Genomic DNA, 23,909 nt, shown 5'->3' with positions numbered 1-23,909 from the left:
GTTCCTCCAGGAACCGGGTCACGGGATCAGCACCTCGCCGGTGCCGGCGGGATCGGTGGTCGGACCGGCGGCACCCGCGGCGACGAGCACGCGGTCGTCGGCCAGCTCGGTCATGGCGTGGCCGAAGCGGCCGAGGGTGAGGCCGGCGACGGTGGTCCAGACGTCGTCGCCGGGCTGGTAGACGAGGGCGGAGCGGTAGCCGGTGGTGAGCTCCGGGGCCCCTGAACCGCCGGTGAGGAGGACGACTCCGGAGCGCAGCAGCAAGCACCGGTGCCCGCTGCGGCCCCCGCCCGGCATGGCCGCCACCGCCGTCCACAACCCGGTCACCGGGTTGTACAGCTCGGCGGAGGCGAGGCTGTGCGGGTCGAGGGTCCCGTCGGATGCGACGACCGGGTCGCCGCCGGTGACCAGCACCTTGCCGTCCGGCAGCAGCGTCGCCTGGTGGCCTGTGCGGGCCTCGGCGAGGCTGCCGGTGGGGGACCAGCCGGTGAGCGGGTGGTACAGCTCGCAGTACGCCAGTGCGCTCGCCCGGCCGTTACCGGTCGGCAGGGCGCCGCCGACAACCAGCACCCGGCCGTCGGGCAGCGGCACGGCCTGGTGCCCGGTGCGGGCGTCGGTCATCGGTGGCGCAGCGGTCCAGGTTCGCGTGAGCGGGTCGTACAGCTCGGCGGACGCGAGCGCGCCGTCCTCGTGCCCGGGCCGGACGCCCGAGCCGCCGGCGACGAGCACCCGGCCGTCGCGCAGCCGGGTCGCGGTGTGTCCGTGCCGGGCTGTGCCCATGGCCGGCACCCGTGTCCAGGCGCCCTCGGCCGGGTCGAAGACCTCCGCCGAGGCGAGTGCGCCCCGGCCGCCGGTGACCAGCACCCGGCCGTCGGTGAGGCCGGTGGTCGTGTGCCGCTCCCGGGCGGTGTGCAGCGGCGGACCGGCTGCCCACGAGTCCGAGGTGGGGTCGAACAGGGCGGTCGCGGCGGCCGGTGCGCCGGCCGCGTCGGTGCCGCCGGCCAGCAGGGTCCGGCCGGTGGCCAGCGGCACCAGGTCCACTTCGGACACCGGCGCCGGCAGGACACCGGCGGCGGACCAGGTACCGGGGACGCCCGGGGTGATGGCCGCTTCGGACGCCGGAATGACGTGCAACTGCCCGGCCAGGCTCTGGTCGTCGGTGACGAAGCCGGCGAGCGCCTCCTCGGCGGTGGTCCGGCTGCGGAACGTCGTCGGCGCACCGTGGGAGGGGCGCCCCGGCACGCTCGGCGGGAACGCCTGCCGGTTGCTCTTGAGGTAGGCGACGACGAACCGCTGCTCGGTGACACGGACGGTGTCGACGGCGGCGAACGGCTGTTTTTGCTGTGCTTGGCGGGCGGAGAGGGGGGCGCGGCTGGTGCTGCTGCCGTTGAGCAGTTGGTCGAAGACCGGCCCGATGATGGTGTGGAAGCGCTTCACCGGTGTCGCGGTCGCGGCGAATTCCGCTGCCGGGGTGGTGCTGCTGTCGATGATGTGGAGTTCGTAGCGTGCGCTGCGGCGGACAACCCTGGCGGTGGCCAGGGCCTTGTCGGCGACGAGTTCGAGCCCTGCGTCCTGTGTCTCGTAGGAGGGCCGGGACAGCTTGGCGGCGTCGGAGAGGTTCTGGAACTGTCCCATCGCGAACCGGTCGGCGGTGTCGCCGGCACTGGTGAGTCCGCTGTTCGGTACCGGGGCGACGCGGAAGCGCTTGCCGTCCGCGGCGCGTTGACCGCCGATCCGGTCCACCCGCACGTTGAGCGGCAGGGCCCGCTGCCGGACGAACAGCCTGCCCAGCGGGTGCAGGACCAGTTCGCCGGTGTCCGGCAGGTCCCGCAGGTTGACCAGTGCCCGGTTGCCGCCGGAGGGCAGTCGGGTTTCCCAGCCTTCGGTTTTGCCGATTTCGGCGGCCAGCAGGGGGAGCACGGCGACCGGTGGGAGTGTGGTGTCGCGGTCTTGGCCCCAGGTGATGTCGAAGTTGGCGGAGATGGAGAAGAACAGGAAGCCGATCGAGCCGCGTCCGTGTGCGCGCCAGGGCGCGGGGCCTTCGAGCTGGAAGTCGAGGTCGATGCCGAAGGCGCCGACGCCGAAGGCCTTGAGGGTTACATGGGCGGAGATGTGGACGGCGAACCGGAACGGGGAGAACTGGAACAGTCCGTCGAAGCCGAGGTGGCCCTCGACGCCGAAGCCGCTGAATCCGAGCCGGACCTCGGCCTTTGCGCCGAACTGAACGGTATTGCTGGTGACGGCGAAGTAGCCGGACACCCGGATCAGCTGGTTGCGGCGGTTGAGCAGGTCGACCGAGAGCCGGTCGGGGATGGGGAAGGGCAGGGGTGGTGGCCGGTAGGCGGGGTGGAATCCGCCGACGGTGAGGACGAGGTCGGGGTTGTCGCCCCAGGTGACGAGGACGCCCATGCCGCCGTCGATGGTCATGTTGAGGATCCGCGAGTCGAAGAGTTTCGCGAAGAACCACAGGCGTGATTTGTCGAGTTCGAGGGCGCCGACGAACTGGGCCTGGACGACCAGGAGCGGATCGTCCGCTGTGGGCAGCGCGGCCTTCAGCACGCCGAGGACGGCGATGTCGCCGGGGATCTCGATGATGACGCCGAGGGAGATGCTGATCAGAGTCGGGGTGCCCCAGCCGATCTTGGCCATCGGTCCGATGAGGAACGTGCCTTGTTCGGGTGGGAAGAACCGGGCCAGGTCGGACAGGATCCGGGGTGCGTTGGCGATGACGTCCTTCGGGAAGGCCACGGACTCGATCGCTCCGGTGCGCACGCCCTCGACGAGCGCGGCCAGGTTCATGCCGCGGTTCAGCCCGAGCAGACCACCGACCGCCAACAGCGTGAACCCGTACCCCAGCTGGATTCCACTGCCGAACTCCGCCGTCAGGAGAAGCAGTAGGGAGAACCCGGCCGACCCGTCCGGCTGGCGCGTCGTGATCAGCCCGATCGCTTTCAGCGCCAGGAAATCCGCGAACTCCAGCTCCAGCGCACCCGCGTACTCCCCGCGGAGCGGGTCGAACGACAGGAACCCGCCCCCGGAGATCCCGCCCGCGTCGATCGACAGGCCCGCCCCGGAGGGCGGCTTGAAGCCGAGAGAGAAGTCGGCGAGGCCCAGACTGCCGCCGCTGTCCGGTTGCGACATGCGCAGGACGGCACCGGTCCGTTCGACCGCCACGAAGACCGGGCCGAGCCGGGCCTCGACCGACCCCGACGCTTCGAGCGTGACGTTCCCACCGGCCAGCGACAGTGCGAGGTGCAGGCTGGTGACGGTCACCGGGCCGACGCCGAGATCGACCGGAATGTCGACCTCCGCCCCGGCGGCCCCCTTGAAGCGCAGCCCGGTGGCGGACGACCACTGCAGCGCGAGGTCGACGTCCAGCTCGATCGAGCGGGCGGGCAGGATCGTGCTGAGGAATCCGTCCGCGTCGGCCAGGTTCAGGACGACCTTGCCGCCCTCGACGGCCGCTTCCACCACGAGTTCGCCGTCCGCGCGTCCCTCGGCGGCGTTCCATTCGAGGTCGGCGCCCGCCGTCGCGCGCAGCAGCCGCGCCTCGATCCGTGAGCCGCCGGCCGTGCCCAGCACGAGGATCGGCGGAGCCCCGGCGGCGTACGGGGCCTGGAGTCCGAACCGCACGCTGCCGCGGACTTCGGTCGACGGCGGGACGACCCGGAGATCGGCGGGCGGCAGCAGTTCGAGCGTGGCCTTCTCCTCCAGGGCCGCGTCGGACGTCGCGGTGAGCGCCACGGTGTCGCTGATCGGCAGAACCAGGTCCAGTCCCTCGGCGGCCGCCAGACGCAGCAGAGCCTGGACGCCGGGCACCGGGTCGTCGGTGACGCCGATGTCGACCGCGGCGACGCGAAGGAACGGCGGTGGCCCGGTTTGCACGAACGCGAAGTTCGTGACCGCGCCGAGGAAGATCGCCAACCGGCGCAGCAGCAGATCCCAGTCGAACTCGGGCGTGCCCCAGTGATAGAGCTGTGAGAGGACGTCGACCGGGTCGTGGAGCAGCGCGTTCAGCCGGTCGAACCGCAGGACGCGGCGCACGTGCGCGGGCGCCGCCGGCGTCGCGGCTTGGGGAGTCGACTCAAGGACACCGAGCAGTTCCAGTGAATACCCGGCCATCGGCTTCTGGTCCTCGAGGTAGGTCGCCAGCGCGAAGCCGAGCAGCCGCTGCCCCACCTCCGCGGCGAACGCCTCGACTTCGGCCTGCCGTGGTCCGGCCGTCCGCGCCGCCGCCCTGACCGCCGTGGACACGACATCGATCGCCGTCGTGACGGCCTTGATGATCTGCGCCGTGGCCGCCACAGCCGTCGCGATCCTGGCTGTGTCACGGGAATCGATCGCCGCGGCCAGGTCCGTCACCACGCGCGGCAGCGCGCTCAGCGCGGTCGCGGTGTCCCCGATCGCGGTCTGCACGGCTTGCGCGCCGAGGACCACGTCGGGTGCGGGCAGCCCGATTTCGGCGAACAGCAGCGGAATCTCGCCGCCACGTAAGCGTTGTTCGAGTGGCGCGAACGCCCGCCCCATCTCGAGCATCAGCGATTCGACGGTCAGTGCCATTTTTCGCTCCCGGTTCGAGGGTCGGGGTGGCCCGTAGCGGAGTGGTTCACTTCAAAGCCCCGGACGTGACGAGCGCGTAACCCTGCTGACCGAAGACGAGGGTCCCCTCGACCGTGATCTTCCATTTGCCGACCGGCGGATGCTCGACGATGACCATGTGGACGTTGTTGCGGAGATCCGGTGGGTCCGGCGGGCCGGACCCGACCGGCTTCGAAAATCCGGTGGGAAAGTCGATGTCATTGCCGACGTAGGCGATTCCCCCAGGGTCCTCGGCCTCCAGCCTGAGGAGATTCCGCGCCGGCAGGGTGTGCAGGGTCTCGGCGGGTGGGACGTCCGTCCACACCAGCGTGATCTTGAGCTGTTCGGCGATGCTGGTGACGACGATTTCGTACGTGCGCCGCTGCCTGAGCTCCAGACCGGCGCTGTGCCGCACGTCGTGCACGTCCACCCGGCGGCGAGCGCCGTCGAAGAAGAGCGTGCGATCGAGCTGGATGAGTCCCCAGCCCTCGAAGGGACTCGGGTTCCCGGGACGACCGGTCATGTCGACGGTCGAGTTGAGCAGCATCGCCCGGATCAGCGCGCCGGTCGGCCGCAGGCCGCGGTCCGGCCGCTTCTCGCCGGTGGGGTACCACCCCTCCGTGAAGTACTGGCGCACGAGCGCGGCCGCGGCTGCGGCGTTCGGTGAGGCCCAGCTCGTGGAGTCCGCTGCGAACACCTGCGGCTCGCCGGTCAGGCAATAGGGTGCGGACGGCGACGCGGGGTTCACCAGCGCCGAGCTGATGCCGGCACCGACGGCCATGATCTCGGGCTTGCGGCGCTTGTCGGGGCTCGTCGGCCCGGGAAGCCCGTCGCCGTCGTTCATCTGGAGGGGGAAGGCCTTGGCCGACGCGACGCACAGCACGTTCTTGGCGATCCCGGGTGGTGTGTTGTCCTTGTTGTGGAACCCGGCGCCGGCGGCGACGACCACGTGGTCCTCGTTGCGGAAGCTGAACTCGTCCGCGTCCCGCGCCGTTTTGTCGTAGCTGGTGATGTCGGGGAGTCCCCAGCTGGTGTTGTGGATGGTGGCGCCTGCGGCCTTCGCGTCCTCGAGCATCTTCAGGAGGTGGTTGTCGCGGGTGCGGACGACGAGCTTCGCCGCGAACGCCCCGCCCCGGTGTTGGTGGGTGCCCGGGTTCGCTCGGTCGTCGCCGGCCGCGATGCCCGCGACGAACATGGCGTGCTCGTTCACCTTGGTGTCGTTCTTCTTGGTGAGCGAGAGGATCTTGCGGTGGCGGGGGCCGGGTACGTTCGGCTCGTCGGCGAAGAAGCAGTGGTTCAGGTCGATCGTCCCGTCCTGCTCGATGATGCCGATCACCTGGTCCTCGCCGTGCAGGCCCTTGTCCCAGATCGTGCCGCCGTGCACGCCGGGCGCGCCCGACTGGATCGTCTGCGCCGCCGCCACGCTGAAATTCACGGCATCCGGATCGGGCTCCGCCCAGACGACATCGTCGATGGCCGCGATCAGGGGGAGAGCCGCACGGTCGTCGAGAGCGAACTCCGCGAAGAGGTGACTGCCGGCCGGGCGGTCGTCGATCAGCTGGACGTCCCGGGCGCCGGCCGCGCCCAGTGCCGATCGCACGGTGTCGGCGTCCGCGTCGTCGAACATGGTCGCGATCAGCTGAAGCGGTGTGCCGGTGGCGGGAATCCACGGCGCGAGCTTCAGCGCCGGATCGAGTGCGGCGCACGACCGCACGAGGAAGTCGGCACGCAGCCTGCCGACGGTCGCGTCGTCGAGCCGCTCGAGGAAGGCCAGGTTCGGGATGAACCGATCGAGGACCAGACCGTACGCGGCTTTCACCCGAGCGACGTCGGGTTCGGTCAGCAAGGCGGTGAACTGGACGACGGTGGCCTTCTTCGCCGGCGCGAGCCCTCTGTCCGGTACGGGTATCTCGATGGGATCGAACGGCTCGTCGCCGATCATGAGGCGGAAGTCCGGTGACTGCGGCGTGGTACCGGATGCGTTCATGTCATCCTCCCGACACCACCAGTGCGTAGCCTTGTTTTTCGAACACGAAGCTTCCTCGCAGCGTGATCTTCCAAGGGCCTGGGGCCGGCTTGTCGACGATGACCATCTGGACGTTGTTGACGAAGTCCTGGGGCCCGGTTCCGCCCTCGTTGGAAACACCTGTGGCGGGATCGATGTCATTCCCCAGATACTTGACACCCAGCGCATCCTCGACTTCGAGTCTGATGACGTTCCGCCACGTCTGTGTGGAACCCTCGAACGCGGGAATATCCGTCCACACGAGCGTGATCTTGAGCTGCTCGTCTTTGGTGGTGCCGACGACATAGCGGAACGTGGCGCTCGTCTGAGGCAACAGCCCGACGCTGTGCCGTACATCCGCCACGAACAGACGGCGGGAGGAGGGCGGATCCTTCTGGAAGAAGAGCGTGCGATCGAGCTGGATCAGTCCCCAGCCTTCGGTGTTGGACGGATAGCCGGCGATGCCCGTCATGTTGACCGTCGAGTTGAGCAGCACCGCCTTGATCAGGGCGCCGGACGGATTGAATCTGTGATCTGTTTCCTTCTTCCCGTTGGGATACCACCCCTCGGTGAAGTACTGACGCACGAGCGTGGCCGCGGCGGCGGCGTTCGGTGTCGCCCAGCTCGTGGCGGCAAGTGTGGGGTCTTTCTTCGGGAGGCCGGTGTCGCAGTACACGCTGGGTGGGGTCCGCGGGTTCAGGAGGGCGGACTGGATGCCGTTGCCCACCGCCATGAGATCGGGTTTGCGCCGGCCGTCCGTGGTCGGCCCGTTCTTTCCGCTGCCGAAGGTCATGTGGTCGGGAAAGGCCTGAGCGGCGGCGACACACAGCACGTTTTTCGCGATTCCCGGCGCGCCGTTGCCCGCGCCCCGGTCGTTCGTGTTCGACGCGGCGGCGATAATCAGGTGTTCTTCGTTCTTGAAGCTGAAACTGTCCGCGTCGACCGCGTCGGCGTTGTAGGTCGTGACCAGAGCGGACCAGCTGTTGCTGTGGATGAACGCCCCCGCCTTCTTCCCTCTGTCGAGAAGCTCCACATATTTGCGCTTTATCGGTGAGAACAGGTCGAACATGCTGTTGCAGACGATCCTGGCCTCGTACGCGCCACCCCGGTTCGCGTGAAGGGTGCTCGTGCTCGTCTTGCCGTCGGCGCTGGGTTTGCGTTGGTCGCCGACCGCGATGCCGGCGACGAACATGAAGTGGTCGTGCGCCCCGACGTCGTTCTGGTCGAACATGCCGAGGACCTTGCGGTGGTCTTCATTCGCCTTGGACTCATTGGGATCATTGAAGAAGCAGTGGTTCAGGTCGAGATGGCCCTTGTCGATGAGTCCGAGGATCTGGCCCTCGCCGTGCAGCCCGGGTCGCCAGATCGTGTCGTCGGCCGGGCCGCCGGTCCGTCCCGACTGGAACACCTCGGCCGAGGGGACGTCAGTCACGTCGCGCTCTGGCTCCGGCTCGACGAACACCACCTCGTCGATGGCCGCGACCTGCGGCAGAGCGGCCCGGTCGAGGGCAAACGAGGCGTACTGCTCGCTGCCGAGCGTCCGGCCGTCGGTGAGTACGACATCGCGTGCACCCAGCGCACTCAATGCCGCGCCGACGGCGGTCAGGTCCGCGTCGGCGAACAGGGTCGCGATCAGGTCGAGCGGCGTGCCGGTGGAGGGGAGCCAGGACGCGAGTTTCAGCGCCGGGTCGAGCGCGATGACCGAACGCACCAGGAAATCGGCACGAATCCTCGCGACGGTCGCGTCGTCGAGCCGCTCGATAAACGCCAGATTCGGGATGAAGCGGTCGAGCTTCACGCCGTACGCGGCCTTCAGACGGTCGCCGTCGGGCCCGTTGAGGGGAGCCGCGAACTGGACGATCGTCGGCTTCCTGGTCGCCGCGAGGCCTTCGGCTGCCGTCGGCACCTCGATGGGGTCGAACGGCTCTTCGCCGATCATGAGCCGGAAGTCCTGTGGCTGGGTCACGGTATGAGCACCTCTCCGGTTGGCGCTGGCGCGGCGGCGTTGGGTATTCCGGCCGCCGTGCCGGTGGCCGCGACGCCGTCGGCGACCAGGATTCGATCGTCGGTCGGCTCGACCACGCCGAGGCCGGACCGGCCGACGTTCAGGCGGGCGGCTGGGGTCCAGGTGCCGATAGCGGGGTCGTGGGCGATGACGGACCGGTAGCCGCCGGTCGATTCCGGAGCCCCGGTGCCACCGAGCAGGAGCTCGGAGCGCAGCAGCAGGATCCGGTGGTGGGCGCGGCCGCCCGGCATGTCCGCGGCCCACTGCTGTGTGCCGGGGCCGAACAGCTTCGCGGTGGCCAGGCTGTGCGGATCGACGGTGGCGTCGCGGAGACCTTCGTGCCGTGCCGGTCGGGGCCGTAGCCGACCCCGGCCGTCTCGTCGGCGATGACGACCTCGGTGGACGGCGCGGAGCCGTCCGGCCCCACTGCCGCCCACTGGGCCGCGTCGCCCATGGGTTCGATGATCCGGGCGGTCATTGCCTGCATCCGTGCTTTCGCATGCCGCCGACTGTGAAGGGCCCACCGTCACAACACCGTCACGGCCGCGTCACCGGGCCCAGCCTGCGACCGTCCCCGTCCTCCTGCCGGACCGCCATGTGCGGTGAGCTGCACCAACGGTGACCGGTCCGCTGAGCGGAACCGGTCGCGACAGGAGGCAACCGGGAACGCACCATGGTTACCGGCGGTCGGCAGATCGGGCAGACGCCGACGCTGGCGGGGATTCCACCGGACCCCGCGTCCAGCGTGGCGAAGAACGGTGCGGATCGTCGTTCCTCCACGACAGCCAGGCCCTCATCCCGATGGTCCGCGGCATCCCACCCATCCGCTCACGCCGCGGCCCCCGACGCCGGCGGCCCGGAAAACTGCACGGAGACGAGGGGTACGACTACCGTCGCCTGCGGCGTTGGCTGTCCTCCCGCGGCATCCGGCACCGCCTCGCCCGCAAGGGCATCGAGTCATCCCAACGCCTGGGCGGGCTCGGTGAACTCGCGGGTCGCCGGGCAAGAGGTCTCCCTGGTACGGCGACACGAGTTCACGGGCGCGGTAGCGGAAGATCTAACCGCTCCGGCCGAGCGAGCGCTGCTCGCGACCGTCGCGCCCGGTGGCGTGCTGCTGCTCGTGCACCACGTGGGGATGGACACCCGGCACGAACACGACGGCGGGTTCGACCCGGCCGACTACGTCTGGCCTTCCATGGTGGCCGCCCTGCTCGACGACGACTGGACGGTCGAGGTGGACGAGCAGCGGCCACGAGTGGCACCTGACGGCGGCGCCGGTGCGCACCACACCGATGACGTGGTCTTGCGGGCGCGTCGACGGCGCTGACGGCCCTGCGACGAAGGCTGACCCGGCGCCTGAGGGAAGTCGTCCTGCTGTCGTCGGTCGCGACGTCGGCGTCGTGACCGACGACAGCAGGATCAACGCTCTTGGCCTTTGGCGCGCCCCTACCGACCAGGCGCGAATGGGCCGGCCAGTGTTCCTGCTCGATGCGGGTTTCGCCGCGCCGTACGCCACCGGCTCACAGGTCGAGGACCGCGCGGAGGGCGTTGTCGACGAGTTCCTGCTGTTCGGGGCCGATGTTCCCGTGCGGTGTGCCGGTTTCGAAGCGAAGCGTGGAGAGCTGGAGGAGATTGACGGCGACGGCGGAGGCGTCGACCGGGGTGGTCAGGTGCACGCTCATCGCCGTGTCGGGGTGCTGGGCCGGGGCGTGCAGGACCAGGACGACGACAGCGCCGTAGGCGTCGGCAAGTCCGTCGAGGCTGACGACAAGAACGGTACGGGTGCCTTTGCCGGTGTCGACGTCCCAGACGTCGCCCTTGCGGACGGTCACAGGGCGTCGCCTTCGCCCGCCAGGTCGAGGGGGGCGACGGAGGCGAGTCTGCGCGCGGCGTCGAGGGTCATCTGACGTCGCACGGCTCGCACGATGTAGTCGTTGAGGGACGAGGAGCCGGCGGCGGCGTCGCGGAGTTGTTTGTCCATGGCGTCGGGAATGCGCAGCGTGATGGCAGTCATGACACCAATTCTAGTGGCAAGGGTGGCATCATGTGTGCCGTTGAGCCCTTCCGGGGTGGGCGACACGGCTCCATCGGGCTGAGCCGGGCCTCTGGTTGCCTGGGTGCGTTCGCTTTTGTCCAGCTCGGCGAGCCGCGCGCGCCCAGCTCGGCGACGACCGATCCGTCACCGCGCTCGCCTGGCCCGCCATGACCGCGGGTCAGGAACGGGCGTGGAGCCGGATCGACGGCGTGGGCAGTTGCGGTCGACGAGCAGTCAACCGTGCGGATCCCGGCAGCCGTTCACCTCTACGGCCGCCGGGATCGGTGCCGGGAGCTAGTGTGCTGCGCCAGAAATCCTGATGGTTAGTTCTGCTCGATTTTCTGGCTGACGGTTCCGACCTTGGTGAGGTAGTCGGCGAGGGAGTTGAGGATCTCGTCGGCGGTCTTGGTCCAGGTGAAGGGCCGTGGGTTCTCGTTCCAGGTGTCGATCCATGCGGTGATGTCGTTCTCCAGGGCCTTCACGGAGGTGTGGACGCCGCGGCGGATGAGCTTGTCGGTCAGCAGGCCGAACCACCGCTCGACCTGGTTCATCCAGGAGGAGCCGGTGGGGGTGAAGTGGATGTGGAAGCGCGGGTGTCTGCTCAGCCACGTCTTGATCTCGGCAGTGTTGTGGGTGGCGTAGTTGTCGCAGACGATGTGGACGTCGAGTCCGGTGGGCACCGCCTTGTCGATCCGGACCAGGAACTTCTTGAACTCAATCGCACGATGACCTCGGTGGAGTTGGGATATGACGGTGCCGTCAGTGATGTTGAAGGCGGCGAACAGGCTGGTGATGCCGTGCCGCAGATAGTCGTGGGTCCGGCGTTCGGGCATGCCCGGCATCATCGGCAGGACCGGCTGCGAGCGGTCCAGTGCCTGGATCTGGGACTTCTCGTCCACACAGAGCACCACCGCCTTCTCTGGCGGGTGGTGGTACAGGCCCACGACGTCGACGACCTTGGCGACGAACCGCGGATCGGTGGACAGCTTGAAGGAGTCCTGCAGGTGGGGCTTGAGGTCGAACCGCTTCCAGATCCGGCCGATGGTCGACTTCGACAGGCCGGTGCGCTGCGCCATCGAGGCCCGTGACCAGTGCGTGTCCCTGCCCGGAGTGGACTCCAGGGTGGCCACGATGACTTCCTCGACCCGGTCGAGGAGGACCGAGGGCGGCCGGCCCGAGCGGGGCTCGTCGTGCAGACCGTCGAGGCGTTCGGCAACGAACCGGGCCCGCCAGCGGTCCACGGTCGACCTGTCGATGCCGAGGTCGGCCGCGGCCTGCTGGTTCGTCCCGCCCTCCGCGCAGCGCAGCACGATCTTGGCCCGCAGCGCGAGGAACTGGGCGGTCTTCGCCTGCCGCGCCCACTGCGTCAGCTGCCTGCGCTCAGCCTCGTCCAGGACCAGGTCGGCCTTCGGCCGGCCGATCCAGCCGGCGTCCTCAAGCCCGGCCATCCGCTCCGCGGCGAAAGCCCGCCGCCACTTGCCCACCGTCTTGGCCTGGACACCGACGACCCGCGCCACCCCCGCGTTTGACATGCCGTCAGCGCACGCCAGGATGATGCGGGCCTTCTCGGCCGAGCGCCGGTGCGGCAATTCCGTCCGGCGCACCAACTCGGCACGCTCGGCCTCGGACAGCGTGATCTCCACAGCAGAAGGCCCGGGATGCGACATGCCAACAGGGTAGTAACTAACCATCAGGATTTCTGGCGCAGCACACTAGTGCCGCATCAGGCAACGTTCGCCCTGCCGATGGCTACTCTGACGACGTGGCCGATGAAGAGGACAGTGGGAGCGGCTCGATCCGACGCCCCTCGTGGGACCACCCGGTGGTGTCCACCGTCGCGCTGGAACTGGTCGGCCTCGCTGTCTCCGGGTTGGTCGCTCTGGTGGGGTGGCCGTTCGGGTGGCTGCCCGACACCGGTCTCGTCGTCCTCGTGACGGGCCTGATCGCGATCGGGCCTGCGGCTGAGTTGTATCGCGGGGCGGGCCCGCCGCGTCGGCTTGCTGTTGTCGCCGCTCTCCTTGCGCTGGCAACGGTGAGACTGCTCGTGGCTGCAGCAGTGAACTGGGCCTTTCCTGCGCTGGCTGATCCGGGCGTCGGTAGCCTCGTCGGCTACCTTGTTGCGTTGCCCATCGGCGTGGCTGTGTTGGCTTGGTTCCTCACCAGGGCGAACGTTGCCTGATGCGGCACTAGGCCACCGGCTGCTGTATGTACGGCGTGAGTTGGACCGGTCCGACCAAGCCGTAGTTCTGCCTGGCGGACGTGCCGAACACCGCGGGGTTGCTGATCCGCAGCCGGTTGAACAACGGGGTGGCCACCTCGACCTCGATGGTGTTGGCGCCGCGGCGCAGCCGACCGCCGAGGTCCACGACCGGATTGATCCGGCCGACGGGGTCGAGGCGTGTCCCGTTGACGCTGACCCGGCAGGTGTCGGTCACGCTGCCCAGCTTCAGCAGGGCTCCCGTGCCGGAGGTCCAGGTGCTGGGCAGCGTGACCGTCGTCCGGTAGCGGCCGATGCCGCCCACGTCGGCCAGTTCGGGGATCTGCGACCAGGGCAGCAGGGCGTCGAGGGCGAGGCTGTGCTTGACGATCGTGGTGGCGGTCGCGGTGGCGCCGGGCTGCCAGTCGTCGACGGAAAGGGTCCAGCGGTCGAGGGTGAGGGCGGCCGGCACCTCGGGGATCTCCGTGGTGACCTTGCGGCCGTTCGACAGGGTGGTGGTGCGCGTCCCGGCCGTGAAGGCGCGGATCGCCAGTGATCCGTCCGCGAAGAGCACGCTGTCCGCGTCGGTGGCGACCGCGTGCGGACGGCTGCCGCAGCGGTCCCCGAACAGTCCCGGGCCGCCGAGCGCGACGACGAGGGTCTCGCCCGGCTGGAGGGCGACCCGGAAGGTGAACGCGTCGCCGTCCTGGGTGTATTGGGCGAGCCGGCTGACCCGCCCGCTCCACGGGTCCAGCAGGTAGGGGACCGCGCCGGAGCCCTTGCGACGGGTCGCGTGCAGCGTGACGTCGTGGTCGATGAGAGCGACGGCGGGCTTGACGGTCTCGGCGTGCTTGCCGTTGCACAGGTAGTAGAAGTCGGCGTCGTCGGTGACCCGGTGGGCGTTGAGCAGGGTCGAGGACACGGAGTAGACGGCGTCGGAGGTCACGCCGAGTTCCGCGAACGCCGCGCCGACCAAAGTCTTGTCGGTGATCCGGCGGACGTTCGGCAGCGCGAGCAACTGGGCGGTCAGTGACCGCAGTTCATCCTGCTCCCCGTCGTCGGGGAGACCCGGTGTGAGTGGCTGGTCGAAGGCGCCGAGGAGCACGGTGGGCAGGCCTGCGCGGACGAACGTCAGGAGTCTGCGGGCGTCGGCGACGGCGAGCGTGGGAGTGGAGCCGTAGAAGAAGTCGCCCTCCAGGAACAGGGCCTTGTAAGCGGGCCCGTCGGGTGCCAGGCGTTTCCCGGAGACCTTGGCCGTGGGCAGGTCGAGCAGGGGGCCGCTCAGGAACTGGTGGGTCCAGCCGAGCGGGATGCCCGTCGAGGTGAGCCAGGACGCCCCGATGCCGGTCGCCGTGTAGCCGGTCTGCCGGAAGACGGCGATGTCCGCGTGGGCGGTGCCCGATTGGAGCACCTCGTGCACGCGGCCGAGATAGCCGGTGATGTCGGGGACGTGGTGCCAGGTGGGCTGTCCCGGCCCCCACGACTCGCCGTATCCGGGTGCTCCGCTGTACGGGCTGAACGCGGCGAAGCCGGGCCAGCTGACGCCGGGCACGGTGGCATAGGAGAAGCCGTGGATCACGGTCTGGTTGACGCCCGCCGCGTACGCGCCGCCCATGGTGCGCAGGAACTTGTCCCAGGTGGTGTTGTAGGCGCCGCCCGCGTACGCGCCCGCCTCGCAGGACAGGATGCGGTGGCCCGCCATGTCCCGTCCGCCGGCGAGACAGCGGTAGTCGTCGAGGTTCTTGAACCCGAGCGACTCGCCCTCGGGGACGTCGAGAACGGCCGCCGAGGCGATCGCGTCGGTCTGGAGGCCGTACGGCTGCGAGCGCAGCTTCATGCCGTGCCCGTGCGCCCAGGACTTGAGCGCCCCGAGGTGGTGCTCGTTGAACAGGCCGGAGACGGTCTCCCAGAAGTCGTGCCGGATCTCCTGGGTGAGCCGCGCCTCGAAGGCGAAGATCTGGTTGCCGTTGTCGAGGACGACGGCCGGCAGGTACGGCAGCAGGTCGCGTCCGGTGTGCTCGCGGAAAGCGGCGGGCAGGCCGGGCGTCCACTGGAGCCCCTTGGTCTCCAGCTCCACGGAATCCTCGAAGAAGGTGTTGCCCGCCGTTCTGAGGAGTTGGCGGAGCGTGGAGTCCAGGATCGTGGAGTCCCAGTAGCGGGTGACGGCCGCCGTGCCGGTCGCGCTGAAGTGGTCGACGACGTACGCGGCGGGCGAGGAGTGCGGTCCCGCCTCGGGCTGCTGGCCCGAGCCGCGCTGCCAGTACGACAGGATCACCCAGGTCGCCGGGTCGGGCGGGGTCCAGCTGAGGTTGCCGCCACTGACCCGGTCGGTCAGGTCGGTGACGCTGTCGGCGTCCAGGCCGGTCGCCTTGCCGCTGGAGTAGGCGGTGTTGACGCGGGCGGCCTGGACGGCGAAGAGCTTCTGCACGGCCACACCGGAGGCGGCCGGGTAGACGGAGGCCGGCACCGGTCCGTCGTAGGCCGCGCCGCCGGTCAACGTGGCCTTGCCGTAGGCGAGTTCTTTCACCGCGGCGTCGTCGTCGGGTGTCACACCGGGCACGGCGACGGGCCAACTCGGCCCGAGCGTCAGGTCGATGGTCAGCCCGCGGCGGGCGGCCTGCCGCAGAGCGGCCTTCACACCGTCACGCCAGGCCGGGCTGCCCCAACCGTGACGGGCGGTGTCCAGGACGGAGGTGTCGGTGATGCTGTGGTGGACGGCCGCGATCTCGGCGCCGCCGAATCCCGCGTCGGCCATCTGGTCGATCTCCCGCGCGATCTCCACCGGGTCCACCAGCCCGTCCGGCCACCACCAACGGAACCTGGGCCGGACCGCCTTGGCAGGACCGGCGAACCAACTCGCCGCAGGAGCAGCCTCGTTGGAGCGAGCCGTCCCGGAGGAGGCAGCGGCGGCGCTCGCTGCCGGACCGAGTGCCGCGAGAACGCCCGTCGTCAGACCGGCGGCCAGTACCGACCGACGTGTCGCACCGCCACGCTGCGGGTGGGTTTCGTGCATGGTTCAGCCCCAACTTGTCACGGGTGAGCAGTTGTTGAATCGTTTCAATCACTGCAAGTGCCGGAACCGTAATTCGCCCTCCGAGCCGAGGTCAATAGAGGCGACAACGATTCAAGGCGATGGGGAATGGGGCAAGTCGGTGAGGCCGTGGGCCCTGGGGCTGCTCCCTGTGGGCGGCCTGAGCGGCCGCGCGCGTTCGGTGACCGGCGTGGGTTGCGCGGGGTTGTCGATCCGCAACTCCTGCACGGCGGAGCTGACTTGGTTCGCCGACTTCTTTCCGGTTTCGAACCTGTGCCCCTGGAGCGGGTGGTCAAGGCCTACGTCCGCTCGATCGAAGGAGCGGAAACGGGCCGCGTCTTCGAGCTGGGCTGATTGTCCGGAACGAGGCACGAGACCGGTGGCGACCGGATGGGTCCCGCTCGCCGCGCTCTGTATCTCCGCTCGCTCGTAATTCCCTGTCGGATGCGGCCACATGGCATACGGTGGGCGCAGCGACGCGGGGTGGAGCAGCTCGGTAGCTCGCTGGGCTCATAACCCAGAGGTCGTTGGTTCAAATCCGACTCCCGCTACTAATTCCGGCCCCTCAGTCTGGTGTTGAGGGGCCGGACCTGTTGGACTGTTGAGAGCCGGATCGACCCACGGCGCCGAGTGTCCTGGGTTCCTCCTGGGCGCGGACAGCGCGTCACATCCGGGGCCCATGAGGCGTGGTGACACATGTGTGCTCTCCGATGACACCGGCCGGCCGGTCGATCCGCACGAGCACGTACCGGCAGGGATGGGCGCCGCTGCCGTCGCTGCCCGGAGGCGCAAGCTCGCGGCCTGGCCGGGCCGGATCCCGCTGCGGAGCCGATGACAACGACCGGTGCCTGGCGCGAAGGTGTTCTCATGGCGCTGCGCTATCGGACCAATGGCCCGGAGTTCGACTTCCCTCACTTCCCCGGTCTGCCGCCGGTCCGCTATGTGCTCGCGTCGACGCCCCGGTGCGGCAGTAACATGCTCGCCCGTGCCCTGTGGCACACCGGGCTGGCCGGCTTCGCCGAGGACTACTTCGCCGACGCCTTCGTGCTGGACTTCTTCGAGCGGTGGGGATTCGACTCCGACGATCCGCAGGAGTTGGCGGCGGGCTATGTGCGGCGGTTGATGACGTGCAGGACCAGCCCCAACGGCGTCTTCGGTCTGCGGATCCACGCGGGGCACCTCGGGAGCCTGGAGGCCGACCCGTACGACATCCTCCAGGCACCCCGGTACATCTGGATCCAGCGCAGGGACCGGTTACGGCAGGCCGTGTCGTACACGATGGCCGAGCAGACCGGTGTCTGGATCCTGGACGGGACCTTTCTGCCGGAGGGGCGCACGCGCGCCGCTCCCCGGTACGGCTATGAGGAGATCCGCCGGCATCTGCGGATGCTCGACCGCGACGCGGCGGTCTGGGAGGACTACTTCGGCCGGCACGGGGTCCTCCCGCACACCGTCGTCTACGAGGACCTGGTCGCCGACTATGAAGCAGGACTGCGCGGCTGTCTGGACTTCCTCGGCGTCGGCGCGTCCGCGTCGCTGCCGGCTCCCGGTATCAGGCGTCAGGCCGACGAGCTGACGGAACAGTGGGTCGAGAGGTTCCTACGGGATCGTCGTGCTGAGCGGCCAGCGTCGTAGCCGGTACGGCGTCCACCACAGGTAACGCCCGGCGCGATGGACCAGGTTCTCGCGCAGGTGACGCTCCAGAACCCGCTCCGTCGACGCCGACGCCACCGCCGGCACGCCGTCCAGCAGCCTCTGGAAGGCCGTGCTGCGGGGGGCGTTGACGACCAGGCGTCGGAAGGAGCCCCAGCGATGGTCGCGGATCTCCAGGAAACCGGGACCGCGGCGGTAACCGCACTTCGCGATGTGGAACGAGCCGCGCCACGCGGTGACCACGCCCGCGTCGTTCTCCTCTCCCGTGGAGCCGCGGAGGACGGCTGCCGGAGGGTGCAGATGGCTCAGCGCCTGCCACTGGGCCGGGTCGGCCATACGCAGTGTCCAGTCCACCGCTATGCCGCGGCTGGTGAGTTCCCGGACGAGGAGGAGGACGGCGACCGCGGACGCGCCGTCCGGATCGGTGAGGTCCACGGGTTCGGGAACCCGGACGAACTGGACGCCCTCGGAGGCGAGTTGTCCGACGGCGTGCACCGGGTTGTCGGGCGGCCCTTCGAGGGCGCCGTAGTAGATGCCCGGAAGGCGCATGGCCGCTGGGTCGCGGTCCTTCCACAGCGTCAGTTCCGTGGTCATCGGGTGTCTCCCGCTACGGCTGCGGCTGCCAGGGCGGGGACCAGCGACGTGTCCTCCCCGTGCAGTCCGGCGCCGTCGAGGCGCAGCAGGTCCTGGTTGGCCACGACGGGCGCGACGTGCACGTACTGGCCGCCCTCGGCGAAGACGAGGCCGAGGCCGAGCCAGTGGGCCAGCAGGTCGGTGACGCGCTCCTGCGTCACCTCTCCGGGTGACTCCCGCGTGTCCGCGCAGCGGGCAGCGGTCTTGCGCAGCAGGGCCGGCAGGCTGTGCGGCGTGTCGAGCAGCCGGAACACCGTTACTTCGAACGGGTCGGTGAGGTCGAGGAGCCGCCAGGAGAAGCCCGGCCGGGTGTCGACGAGGACGATGTGCGTGCCGAGGTCGCAGTGGGTCAGGCGGCTGCGCGGGTAGGCCCGTGTCCAGTCGGCGACGGCCGTGCGCAGCCGGTCCAGACAGGCGCCGGCGATGCCCTGGTTCGGTGAGTCGAAGATGTACACCAGGTCGGCGAGTTCGTCCTGTGGCAGGTCGTAGATGTGGTGGTAGTGCGAGGCCGGGCGAAGGTTGCCGAAGCCCAGTTCCGGCCGGTCGAAGTAGGGGCTGAACCGTTCGACCTTCAGGCGGGTGGAGTTGGCCGGCGATCCGAGGTGGTGCAGCGCGGGCAGTTGGTCGACGATCTCGGCGTAGTCCTGTTCGGTCTCCCCGGGGAAGCCGTAGAGGTAGTTCCAGCTGAGGTTGACGCCGACGGTCTCCGCGTCCCGCAGCAGCCGTACGTTCTGGCAGCCGGTCACTCCCTTGTCCATCAGCTTCAGCACCCGGCTGCTGAGGCTCTCCACGCCGGGCTGCACGTAGCTGACTCCCGCCGCGTACAGCGTCGCCAGCTGCTCGCGCCGCAGGTTCGACTTGATCTCGTAGCACAGCCGCAGGTCGTACCCGGACTCCTGGAGAAGCGGGGCCATGGAGTTGAGGTAGGCCATGTCGAGGATGTTGTCGGTGACCCAGACGTCGAGCACGCGGTGGCGCTCGACCAGGCCGAGGATCTCCTCCACGAACCGCCGCGGGTCCTTGCTGCGGAACTCCATGAACGAGCCGTTGAGACCGCAGAAGGTGCAGTGGTGCTTCTCGCCCCACCAGCAACCGCGCGACGCCTCCACCACCAGCCGTGGCTCCACCCAGCCGCCCGCGGTGGACTCCGCGTGTCGCTCGAAGTAGTCGCCGTAGTCGGGCGTGACCAGTGCTCCCGGGGGCAGCGGCGCCGCGTTCATGGGATGGGCCACGGACCGGCCCTGCACATCGCGGCGGCACAGGCCGGGGATGGCGGCCAGGTCGTCGGCGTCACCGTCGCGGAGCGCGGCGAGCAGCCGGGGGAACGCGATCTCGCCCTCGCCGCGCACCACGAAGTCGACGTACTCGAAGTTGCGGTGCAGCGCGGCGCCCTGCGGGCCGTCGCAGTTCGCGCCGCCGAAGACGGTGGTGGTGCCGGGCGCCAGTTCCTTGACCACGCGGGCCGCGGCCAGAGCCGCCGCGTTCTGCGCGAACGTGGTGGTGAAGCCGACCACGTCCGGTGCCGTCGCGGCGATCTTGGCGGCGGTCTCCCGGACGAACAGCGGCGCGAGTTCGTGCAGTTCCCGCGCCTTGGCCAGCATGTGCTCCGGCATCTTCTCGCCGAAGTGTTCCGTGAACTCGGCCACCCGCCAACGGGGTTGGTTGTTGAGCGCGCCTGAGAAGATCCACTCGCTGTGTCCGGAGAAGTACGAGGTCGAGCAGAACTCGTACTCCTCGAAGCCGTATTCCGTGCGAGCGGACACCCAGTCGGCGAAGTCGAGGTTGGCGTGCACCACTTCGACGTCCGCCGCGCCGTCGGGGAAGACGTCGAGGATGCGGCGTTTGAGAATGCCGAGGGCGAGGGACGGCGCGTCGAGCGACGACCACGGCATGTCCACCAACACGATGTGCAAGGCGCATCCTCTCCCCGTCACCACAGTCCGCGATGGGCCAGCGCCCGCCGCGCGGTCTCGCGCCGGTCCGACGGTTGGGCCTCGAAGGCCTCCGCCACCCGCCCGGACACCACGCCGTGAGCCAGTCCGGCGGGCGTGGTGAAGTACGCGTAGTGCGCTTCGTCCGCGCCCTGGGCCTCCGCGGAGGGACGTCCACCGGTGTTGGCTCCCCACGTGGCCACGGACGGCGCCGTATACGTACGCACGGCTGCGTGGCCCCGTTCCGTGGGGACGATCCCCTCCGCCTCGATCACGAACGACAGCGGCTGCTCACACGTCAGCGCGGTGAACAGGGCGATCATCAGTTCGTGCGTCACGGTGTCGCGCAGCGCCCGTTCCTCGACGCCATCCAGCAGGTAGGACGCGAACGCCTCCTCCGCCGACAGCCCGGGCGCGGTGTAAGGGATCAGCCGGAACCGGGCGAAGTGCGGTGAGCCGAGGAAGCCGGTGAGCAGGTCGGACTCCGTGGCGCCGGTGCCCTGGAGCACCCGCAGGCTGCGCGGGAACGTGGTCGCGAGACTGCCGCCGCTGCCGGGCCGCCAGACCTGGGTGCGCAACCGGCGTGCGGTGGTGTCCAGTTCGGCCAGGTCGACGGAGGCCAGACACTCCAGCTCACCGGGATGCGCCGCCACGGCCTCGGCGCCCTCGTCGGCGAGCCGGGCCCGCAGGTCCGCGTCCAGCAGCAGCCGCATGAGCAGGTCGGTCAGTCGCTCGCCGTCCAGCGACGCACCCGGCTCCAGCGTGGTCACTCGGCCTCCTCGCGCTGCCAGGCGGCGACCAGGTCCCGGAGCCGTGCGTAGTTCCGCCGGGACTTCTCGACCAGCTGCCCGTCCTCGCGGTACATCGGGTCCTCGTAGGACACCCCGAGGAGGTTCGGGCAGCGCGGCAGCAGATACTCGGTGAGCTCCAACTGTTCGTCCAGCAGCACGCCGTGGTGCAGGTCGCGGAACTTGCCGCCCACGATCTGGCAGCCGGACAGGTGCAGTTCGCGGCAACGGGACAGGGGCAGGGCCTCGATCCCGTCGTACATGCTCTTTCCGGTACGTCCTCTCAGCCACTGGTAGCTGAGCAGATGGCCGACGTCGAGCGTCACCCGCACCTCGGCGTCCTCCGCCAGCCGGGCGAAGTACTCGAAGGCGTCCATGTGCCCGAGGACGAACGAGCCGCCCTCCGTGAATCCGGGGAACTCGACGTGCAGCGGCGGTTCGAGCAGCCGGGCCGCCTCCGCCGCGTTCCGGGTGGCGATCTCCAGGCCCGGTTCGGTCAGCGGCGGCGGGAGCGGATAGGGCATCGGTATGCCGCGCAGGCTCCAGATGCCCAGGTCCTCGACCACCCAGGAGAAGCCGTAGCGGGCGGCCAGTTCGTTGGTGAACTCGGCGGCAGGGCGGCGGTCGTAGCGCTCGGGCGTGCCCATGTTCAGCTCGGTCTGGTGGAAGGCGCGGGCCGACCCGGCGGGCACCGCCTCGAAGAAGCGGTCGTACGCGCGCACGTAGTCGGCCGGCCGTACGCGGGCGCGTGAGCGTGGCTGGAACGCGAGGGCCGAGTAGGCGAAGTCGCCGCCGTGGCGGTGCAGGAAGGCGCGGACCCGGTCGGTGACGTCTCCGCCGCCGTCGTCGCTCTCCACGAATCCGATGCCGCGCCTGCCGAGGCGTCCGCCGCCCCACGGCATGTCCATCAGGACCCCCAGGCCCATCCGGCGCGGGGCTTCGGTGGCGGTGGCTGTGCCCGCGCCGCCGGGTGTGGTGCGCGGCGGTTGCGTCATGACGAGCTCCTGGCTGAGGGGGCCGGGCTTGCTGAGCGTTCCGGGTCGACGGTGCCCGCCGCCGCGTCGGCCAGGCGGGCCAGCAGCCGGCTGCCGCGGTCGGTGCGGGCCGTGAGCAGGCCGTCGGCGCGCTGTTCGACGTCGTCGCGGGGGAGTGCGTAGAACCGCTCCCGGACGAGGTCGGCGAGGGTGACACGGTCTGCCGTGCGGTCGTCGGCGGACGTGGGCACGATGCGTACCCACGTGTGCGGGCGCAGGGCCGCGACGGCGGGCCCGCGAGGGCCGTTCGGGGCGGGGTGCGACGATGCCGAGGCTTTCGTACGGCCCGGTCTGACGGTGCGGAAGATCCGCACCAGGCGGTCCAGTGCCTCGGTGCGTGTCGGGCCGCCGCGGACGGACAGGGGGCGGCCGACCCGGCCGGCCAGGTAGCTCAGCTCGGGGTTGCCCGCGAGGCGGTCCGTGGCGTCGAGGGCGAGCCCGTACTCCTCCGGGCTGCCCACGAGTCTGCTGCCGGGCTCCGCCACCATCAGCTCCAGCGCGTCGATGCCGATCCGCCGCTCGTTGTCGACGAGGAAGCGAAGGGACGCCTCGAACTCGTCCGGCGTCTCGTCCAGGACCTGGCCCATCACGGTGAACCGGACGGTGATGCCCGCCGCGTCGAGGTTGTCGAGGATCCGCTGGTAGTCGGCCGCGCGCACACCTCGGTCCATGCGGTCCAGCAGGCGTTGCGAGGTGCCCTCGTAGCCGACCGAGATCATCGCGCAGCCGACCGCGGCGAGATCGAGGCAGAACTCCGGGTCGGTCAGGATCGCCTCCAGCCGGCCGCGTACGCCGAACCGGACCCGGATGCCGCGTTCGCGGGCCACGCGCATCGCCTTCAGGATCAGCCGCAGGTTGGTGTTCTCGTCCGCGACCGACACGTACCGGGTGCCCGTGGCGCGGACCACGGTTTCCACCGCGTCGGCGATCTGGGTCGCGGTGCCCTGCTGGTAACCGCCTTGCGGGAGCGCCCTGTTGCCGTACGAGCAGAACGCGCACCGCCCCCAGTAGCAGCCGACGCACGAGACGATCGCCAGCTCCAGGGCGTCGTTGAGGTAGGAGCGGAACGGCAGTCCGGTGAAGTCGGGTGGTCCGAGGTCACGGAAGCGCAGGGTCACCGGGGGCCCCGTGCGTGACGCGGTCCCGGAGCGTGCCAGCCAGGTCATGCCGGGCACGGCGGTGAGCGGCACCGTTCCGTCCAGCGCGTCCAGCCAGCGTTCGAGGGGTTCTTCCCCCGCGGTCGGGCACAGGGCGTCGACCGTTTCCAGGACGCCGGGCAGCCGGGCGAGGCTGTCGTGGCGGAGTATCACCTGCTGACCGCCCAGACAGATCAGGGTGTCCGGTGCCAGCCGCCGGATCCAGGCGGCGATCAGCAGCGCGGGCGCGAGCTGGCTGAAGAACGCCACGGACAGGCCGACCACCCGGGGGCGATGGCTGCGGAGCAGCCCGGTCACCAGGCGGTGCAGCGATGCGACCGGTACGTCGGACGCGGCCGGCGGCCGGGCCGCGGCCCGGCGTACGGCATCGTCGAGCTGGGCGAGGTTCTCCCACGTCCGCACCAAGAGGGTGTCGCGGACCAGGAGTTCGAGGGCCAGGCCGGCGAGCCGGACCGCGCGGTCGGGGCCCAGCTCGCCGGCCGGCTCCTTGTGCAGGACGTGGGCACGCAGGTCGCCGATGTGCGCGGCGAACACGTCGGCCACCGCTCGGCGGTACCAGTCGCTCACGGCCGTACCGTCGTCGCCCGTGCCCTGGGCACGGACCGCGTCGTCCAGCAGAGCGGGACGGCGCAGCAGCTCGTGAAGCACGGCGATGTTCAAGTCGGCCTGGTGCACCCGCCGACCCCGGCGGCGCAAGTGGCCGGTCAGGTAGGGCAGGCTCAGATACGGGAAGAACCTGGCCTCGGTCTGCGGCGGGAAGATCAACAGGACGTCGGTGCGGGTACGGTCCGCCGACTTGCTGGACGGCACGACCCACCTCCTCGCCCCACCGGGCCCGTCCGTCGGAGAGTTGCCTTGTCTC

15 protein-coding genes, 1 tRNA gene and 2 pseudogenes are annotated in these 23,909 nt (G+C 69.9%); 5 read left to right on the top strand and 13 right to left on the bottom strand.

Going from position 1 to position 23,909, the window contains the following annotated elements; translation table 11 throughout:
- Positions 1-18 precede the first annotated feature (18 nt).
- From OG496_RS01635 to OG496_RS01620, 4 genes are read right to left on the bottom strand one after another with little or no spacing between them, the layout of a single operon-like run.
- Positions 19-4,560 carry a DUF6603 domain-containing protein gene (locus tag OG496_RS01635; RefSeq protein WP_405969214.1) on the bottom strand — a complete coding sequence of 1,514 codons (4,542 nt, stop codon included), beginning with the start codon at positions 4,558-4,560 and terminating at the stop codon, positions 19-21.
- Positions 4,561-4,606: 46 nt separating this feature from the next.
- Positions 4,607-6,565: a S8 family serine peptidase gene (locus tag OG496_RS01630; protein ID WP_405969213.1), complete on the bottom strand. Its 1,959-nt coding sequence runs from the start codon at positions 6,563-6,565 to the stop codon at positions 4,607-4,609.
- 1 nt (position 6,566) lies between these two features.
- Complete coding sequence (locus OG496_RS01625; RefSeq protein ID WP_405969212.1) at positions 6,567-8,549, bottom strand: S8 family serine peptidase; 1,983 nt, start codon at positions 8,547-8,549, stop codon at positions 6,567-6,569.
- The gene (locus OG496_RS01620) at positions 8,546-9,025 is read right to left on the bottom strand and encodes a hypothetical protein (RefSeq protein WP_405969211.1); all 480 of its coding nucleotides are present in this window, start codon (positions 9,023-9,025) and stop codon (positions 8,546-8,548) included. The genes OG496_RS01625 and OG496_RS01620 overlap by 4 nt, the downstream gene beginning before the upstream one ends.
- A 337-nt stretch (positions 9,026-9,362) precedes the next feature.
- On the opposite strand from OG496_RS01620, the pseudogene OG496_RS01615 reads away from it, so the two are divergent.
- Positions 9,363-9,564: pseudogene (locus OG496_RS01615) on the top strand (IS5/IS1182 family transposase); the annotation flags it as partial.
- Positions 9,565-9,651: 87 nt separating this feature from the next.
- A pseudogene (locus OG496_RS01610) lies at positions 9,652-9,915 on the top strand (methyltransferase type 11); the annotation flags it as partial.
- Between the two features lie 193 nt (positions 9,916-10,108).
- On the opposite strand, the gene OG496_RS01605 reads toward OG496_RS01610, so the two are convergent.
- The 3 genes from OG496_RS01605 to OG496_RS01595 all read right to left on the bottom strand — a co-directional run bounded on the left by OG496_RS01605 (position 10,109) and on the right by OG496_RS01595 (position 12,290).
- A complete protein-coding gene (locus tag OG496_RS01605) occupies positions 10,109-10,420 on the bottom strand; it encodes a type II toxin-antitoxin system PemK/MazF family toxin (RefSeq protein ID WP_405969210.1) in 312 nt (103 codons plus the stop codon).
- Complete coding sequence (locus OG496_RS01600) at positions 10,417-10,602, bottom strand: hypothetical protein (protein WP_328686162.1); 186 nt, start codon at positions 10,600-10,602, stop codon at positions 10,417-10,419. The genes OG496_RS01605 and OG496_RS01600 overlap by 4 nt, the downstream gene beginning before the upstream one ends.
- Before the next feature lie 344 nt (positions 10,603-10,946).
- Positions 10,947-12,290, bottom strand: a complete 1,344-nt coding sequence (locus OG496_RS01595; protein ID WP_405969209.1) for an IS630 family transposase — start codon at positions 12,288-12,290, stop codon at positions 10,947-10,949.
- Positions 12,291-12,385: 95 nt separating this feature from the next.
- Between OG496_RS01595 and OG496_RS01590 the strand changes: the two genes are divergently transcribed.
- On the top strand, positions 12,386-12,802 hold the full coding sequence (locus tag OG496_RS01590; RefSeq protein WP_405969208.1) for a hypothetical protein: 417 nt from the start codon (positions 12,386-12,388) through the stop codon (positions 12,800-12,802).
- A gap of 7 nt (positions 12,803-12,809) precedes the next feature.
- Here the strand turns inward: OG496_RS01590 and OG496_RS01585 are convergent, their stop codons facing one another.
- Entirely contained in the window at positions 12,810-15,833 is a 3,024-nt protein-coding gene (locus OG496_RS01585) for a glycosyl hydrolase (protein WP_405969207.1), read from the bottom strand.
- 495 nt (positions 15,834-16,328) lie between these two features.
- On the opposite strand from OG496_RS01585, the gene OG496_RS01580 reads away from it, so the two are divergent.
- Positions 16,329-16,402: transfer RNA gene (locus tag OG496_RS01580), tRNA-Met, on the top strand.
- A gap of 316 nt (positions 16,403-16,718) precedes the next feature.
- Positions 16,719-17,486: a Stf0 family sulfotransferase gene (locus OG496_RS01575; RefSeq protein WP_366499372.1), complete on the top strand. Its 768-nt coding sequence runs from the start codon at positions 16,719-16,721 to the stop codon at positions 17,484-17,486.
- Here OG496_RS01575 and OG496_RS01570 read toward each other — a convergent pair.
- From OG496_RS01570 to OG496_RS01550, 5 genes are read right to left on the bottom strand one after another with little or no spacing between them, the layout of a single operon-like run.
- Positions 17,451-18,098 (bottom strand): DUF5825 family protein, encoded by a 648-nt coding sequence (locus OG496_RS01570; RefSeq protein ID WP_405969206.1) that lies wholly within the window; start codon positions 18,096-18,098, stop codon positions 17,451-17,453. The two genes, OG496_RS01575 and OG496_RS01570, sit on opposite strands and share 36 nt — an antisense overlap.
- A complete protein-coding gene (locus OG496_RS01565) occupies positions 18,095-20,041 on the bottom strand; it encodes a RiPP maturation radical SAM C-methyltransferase (protein ID WP_405976541.1) in 1,947 nt (648 codons plus the stop codon). Before OG496_RS01565 ends, OG496_RS01570 begins: the two co-directional genes overlap by 4 nt.
- A gap of 26 nt (positions 20,042-20,067) precedes the next feature.
- Positions 20,068-20,838, bottom strand: a complete 771-nt coding sequence (locus OG496_RS01560) for a hypothetical protein (RefSeq protein WP_405969205.1) — start codon at positions 20,836-20,838, stop codon at positions 20,068-20,070.
- A complete protein-coding gene (locus OG496_RS01555; protein ID WP_405969204.1) occupies positions 20,835-21,851 on the bottom strand; it encodes a DUF692 family multinuclear iron-containing protein in 1,017 nt (338 codons plus the stop codon). The genes OG496_RS01560 and OG496_RS01555 overlap by 4 nt, the downstream gene beginning before the upstream one ends.
- Complete coding sequence (locus OG496_RS01550; RefSeq protein WP_405969203.1) at positions 21,848-23,857, bottom strand: B12-binding domain-containing radical SAM protein; 2,010 nt, start codon at positions 23,855-23,857, stop codon at positions 21,848-21,850. The genes OG496_RS01555 and OG496_RS01550 overlap by 4 nt, the downstream gene beginning before the upstream one ends.
- Between the last annotated feature and the right edge of the window lie 52 nt (positions 23,858-23,909).

This window comes from Streptomyces sp. NBC_00988, assembly GCF_045162645.1.
GTDB lineage: Bacteria > Actinomycetota > Actinomycetes > Streptomycetales > Streptomycetaceae > Streptomyces.
The sequence above is the reverse complement of the archived record's forward strand: the minus strand, read 5'-3'. Positions and strand labels throughout refer to the sequence as shown.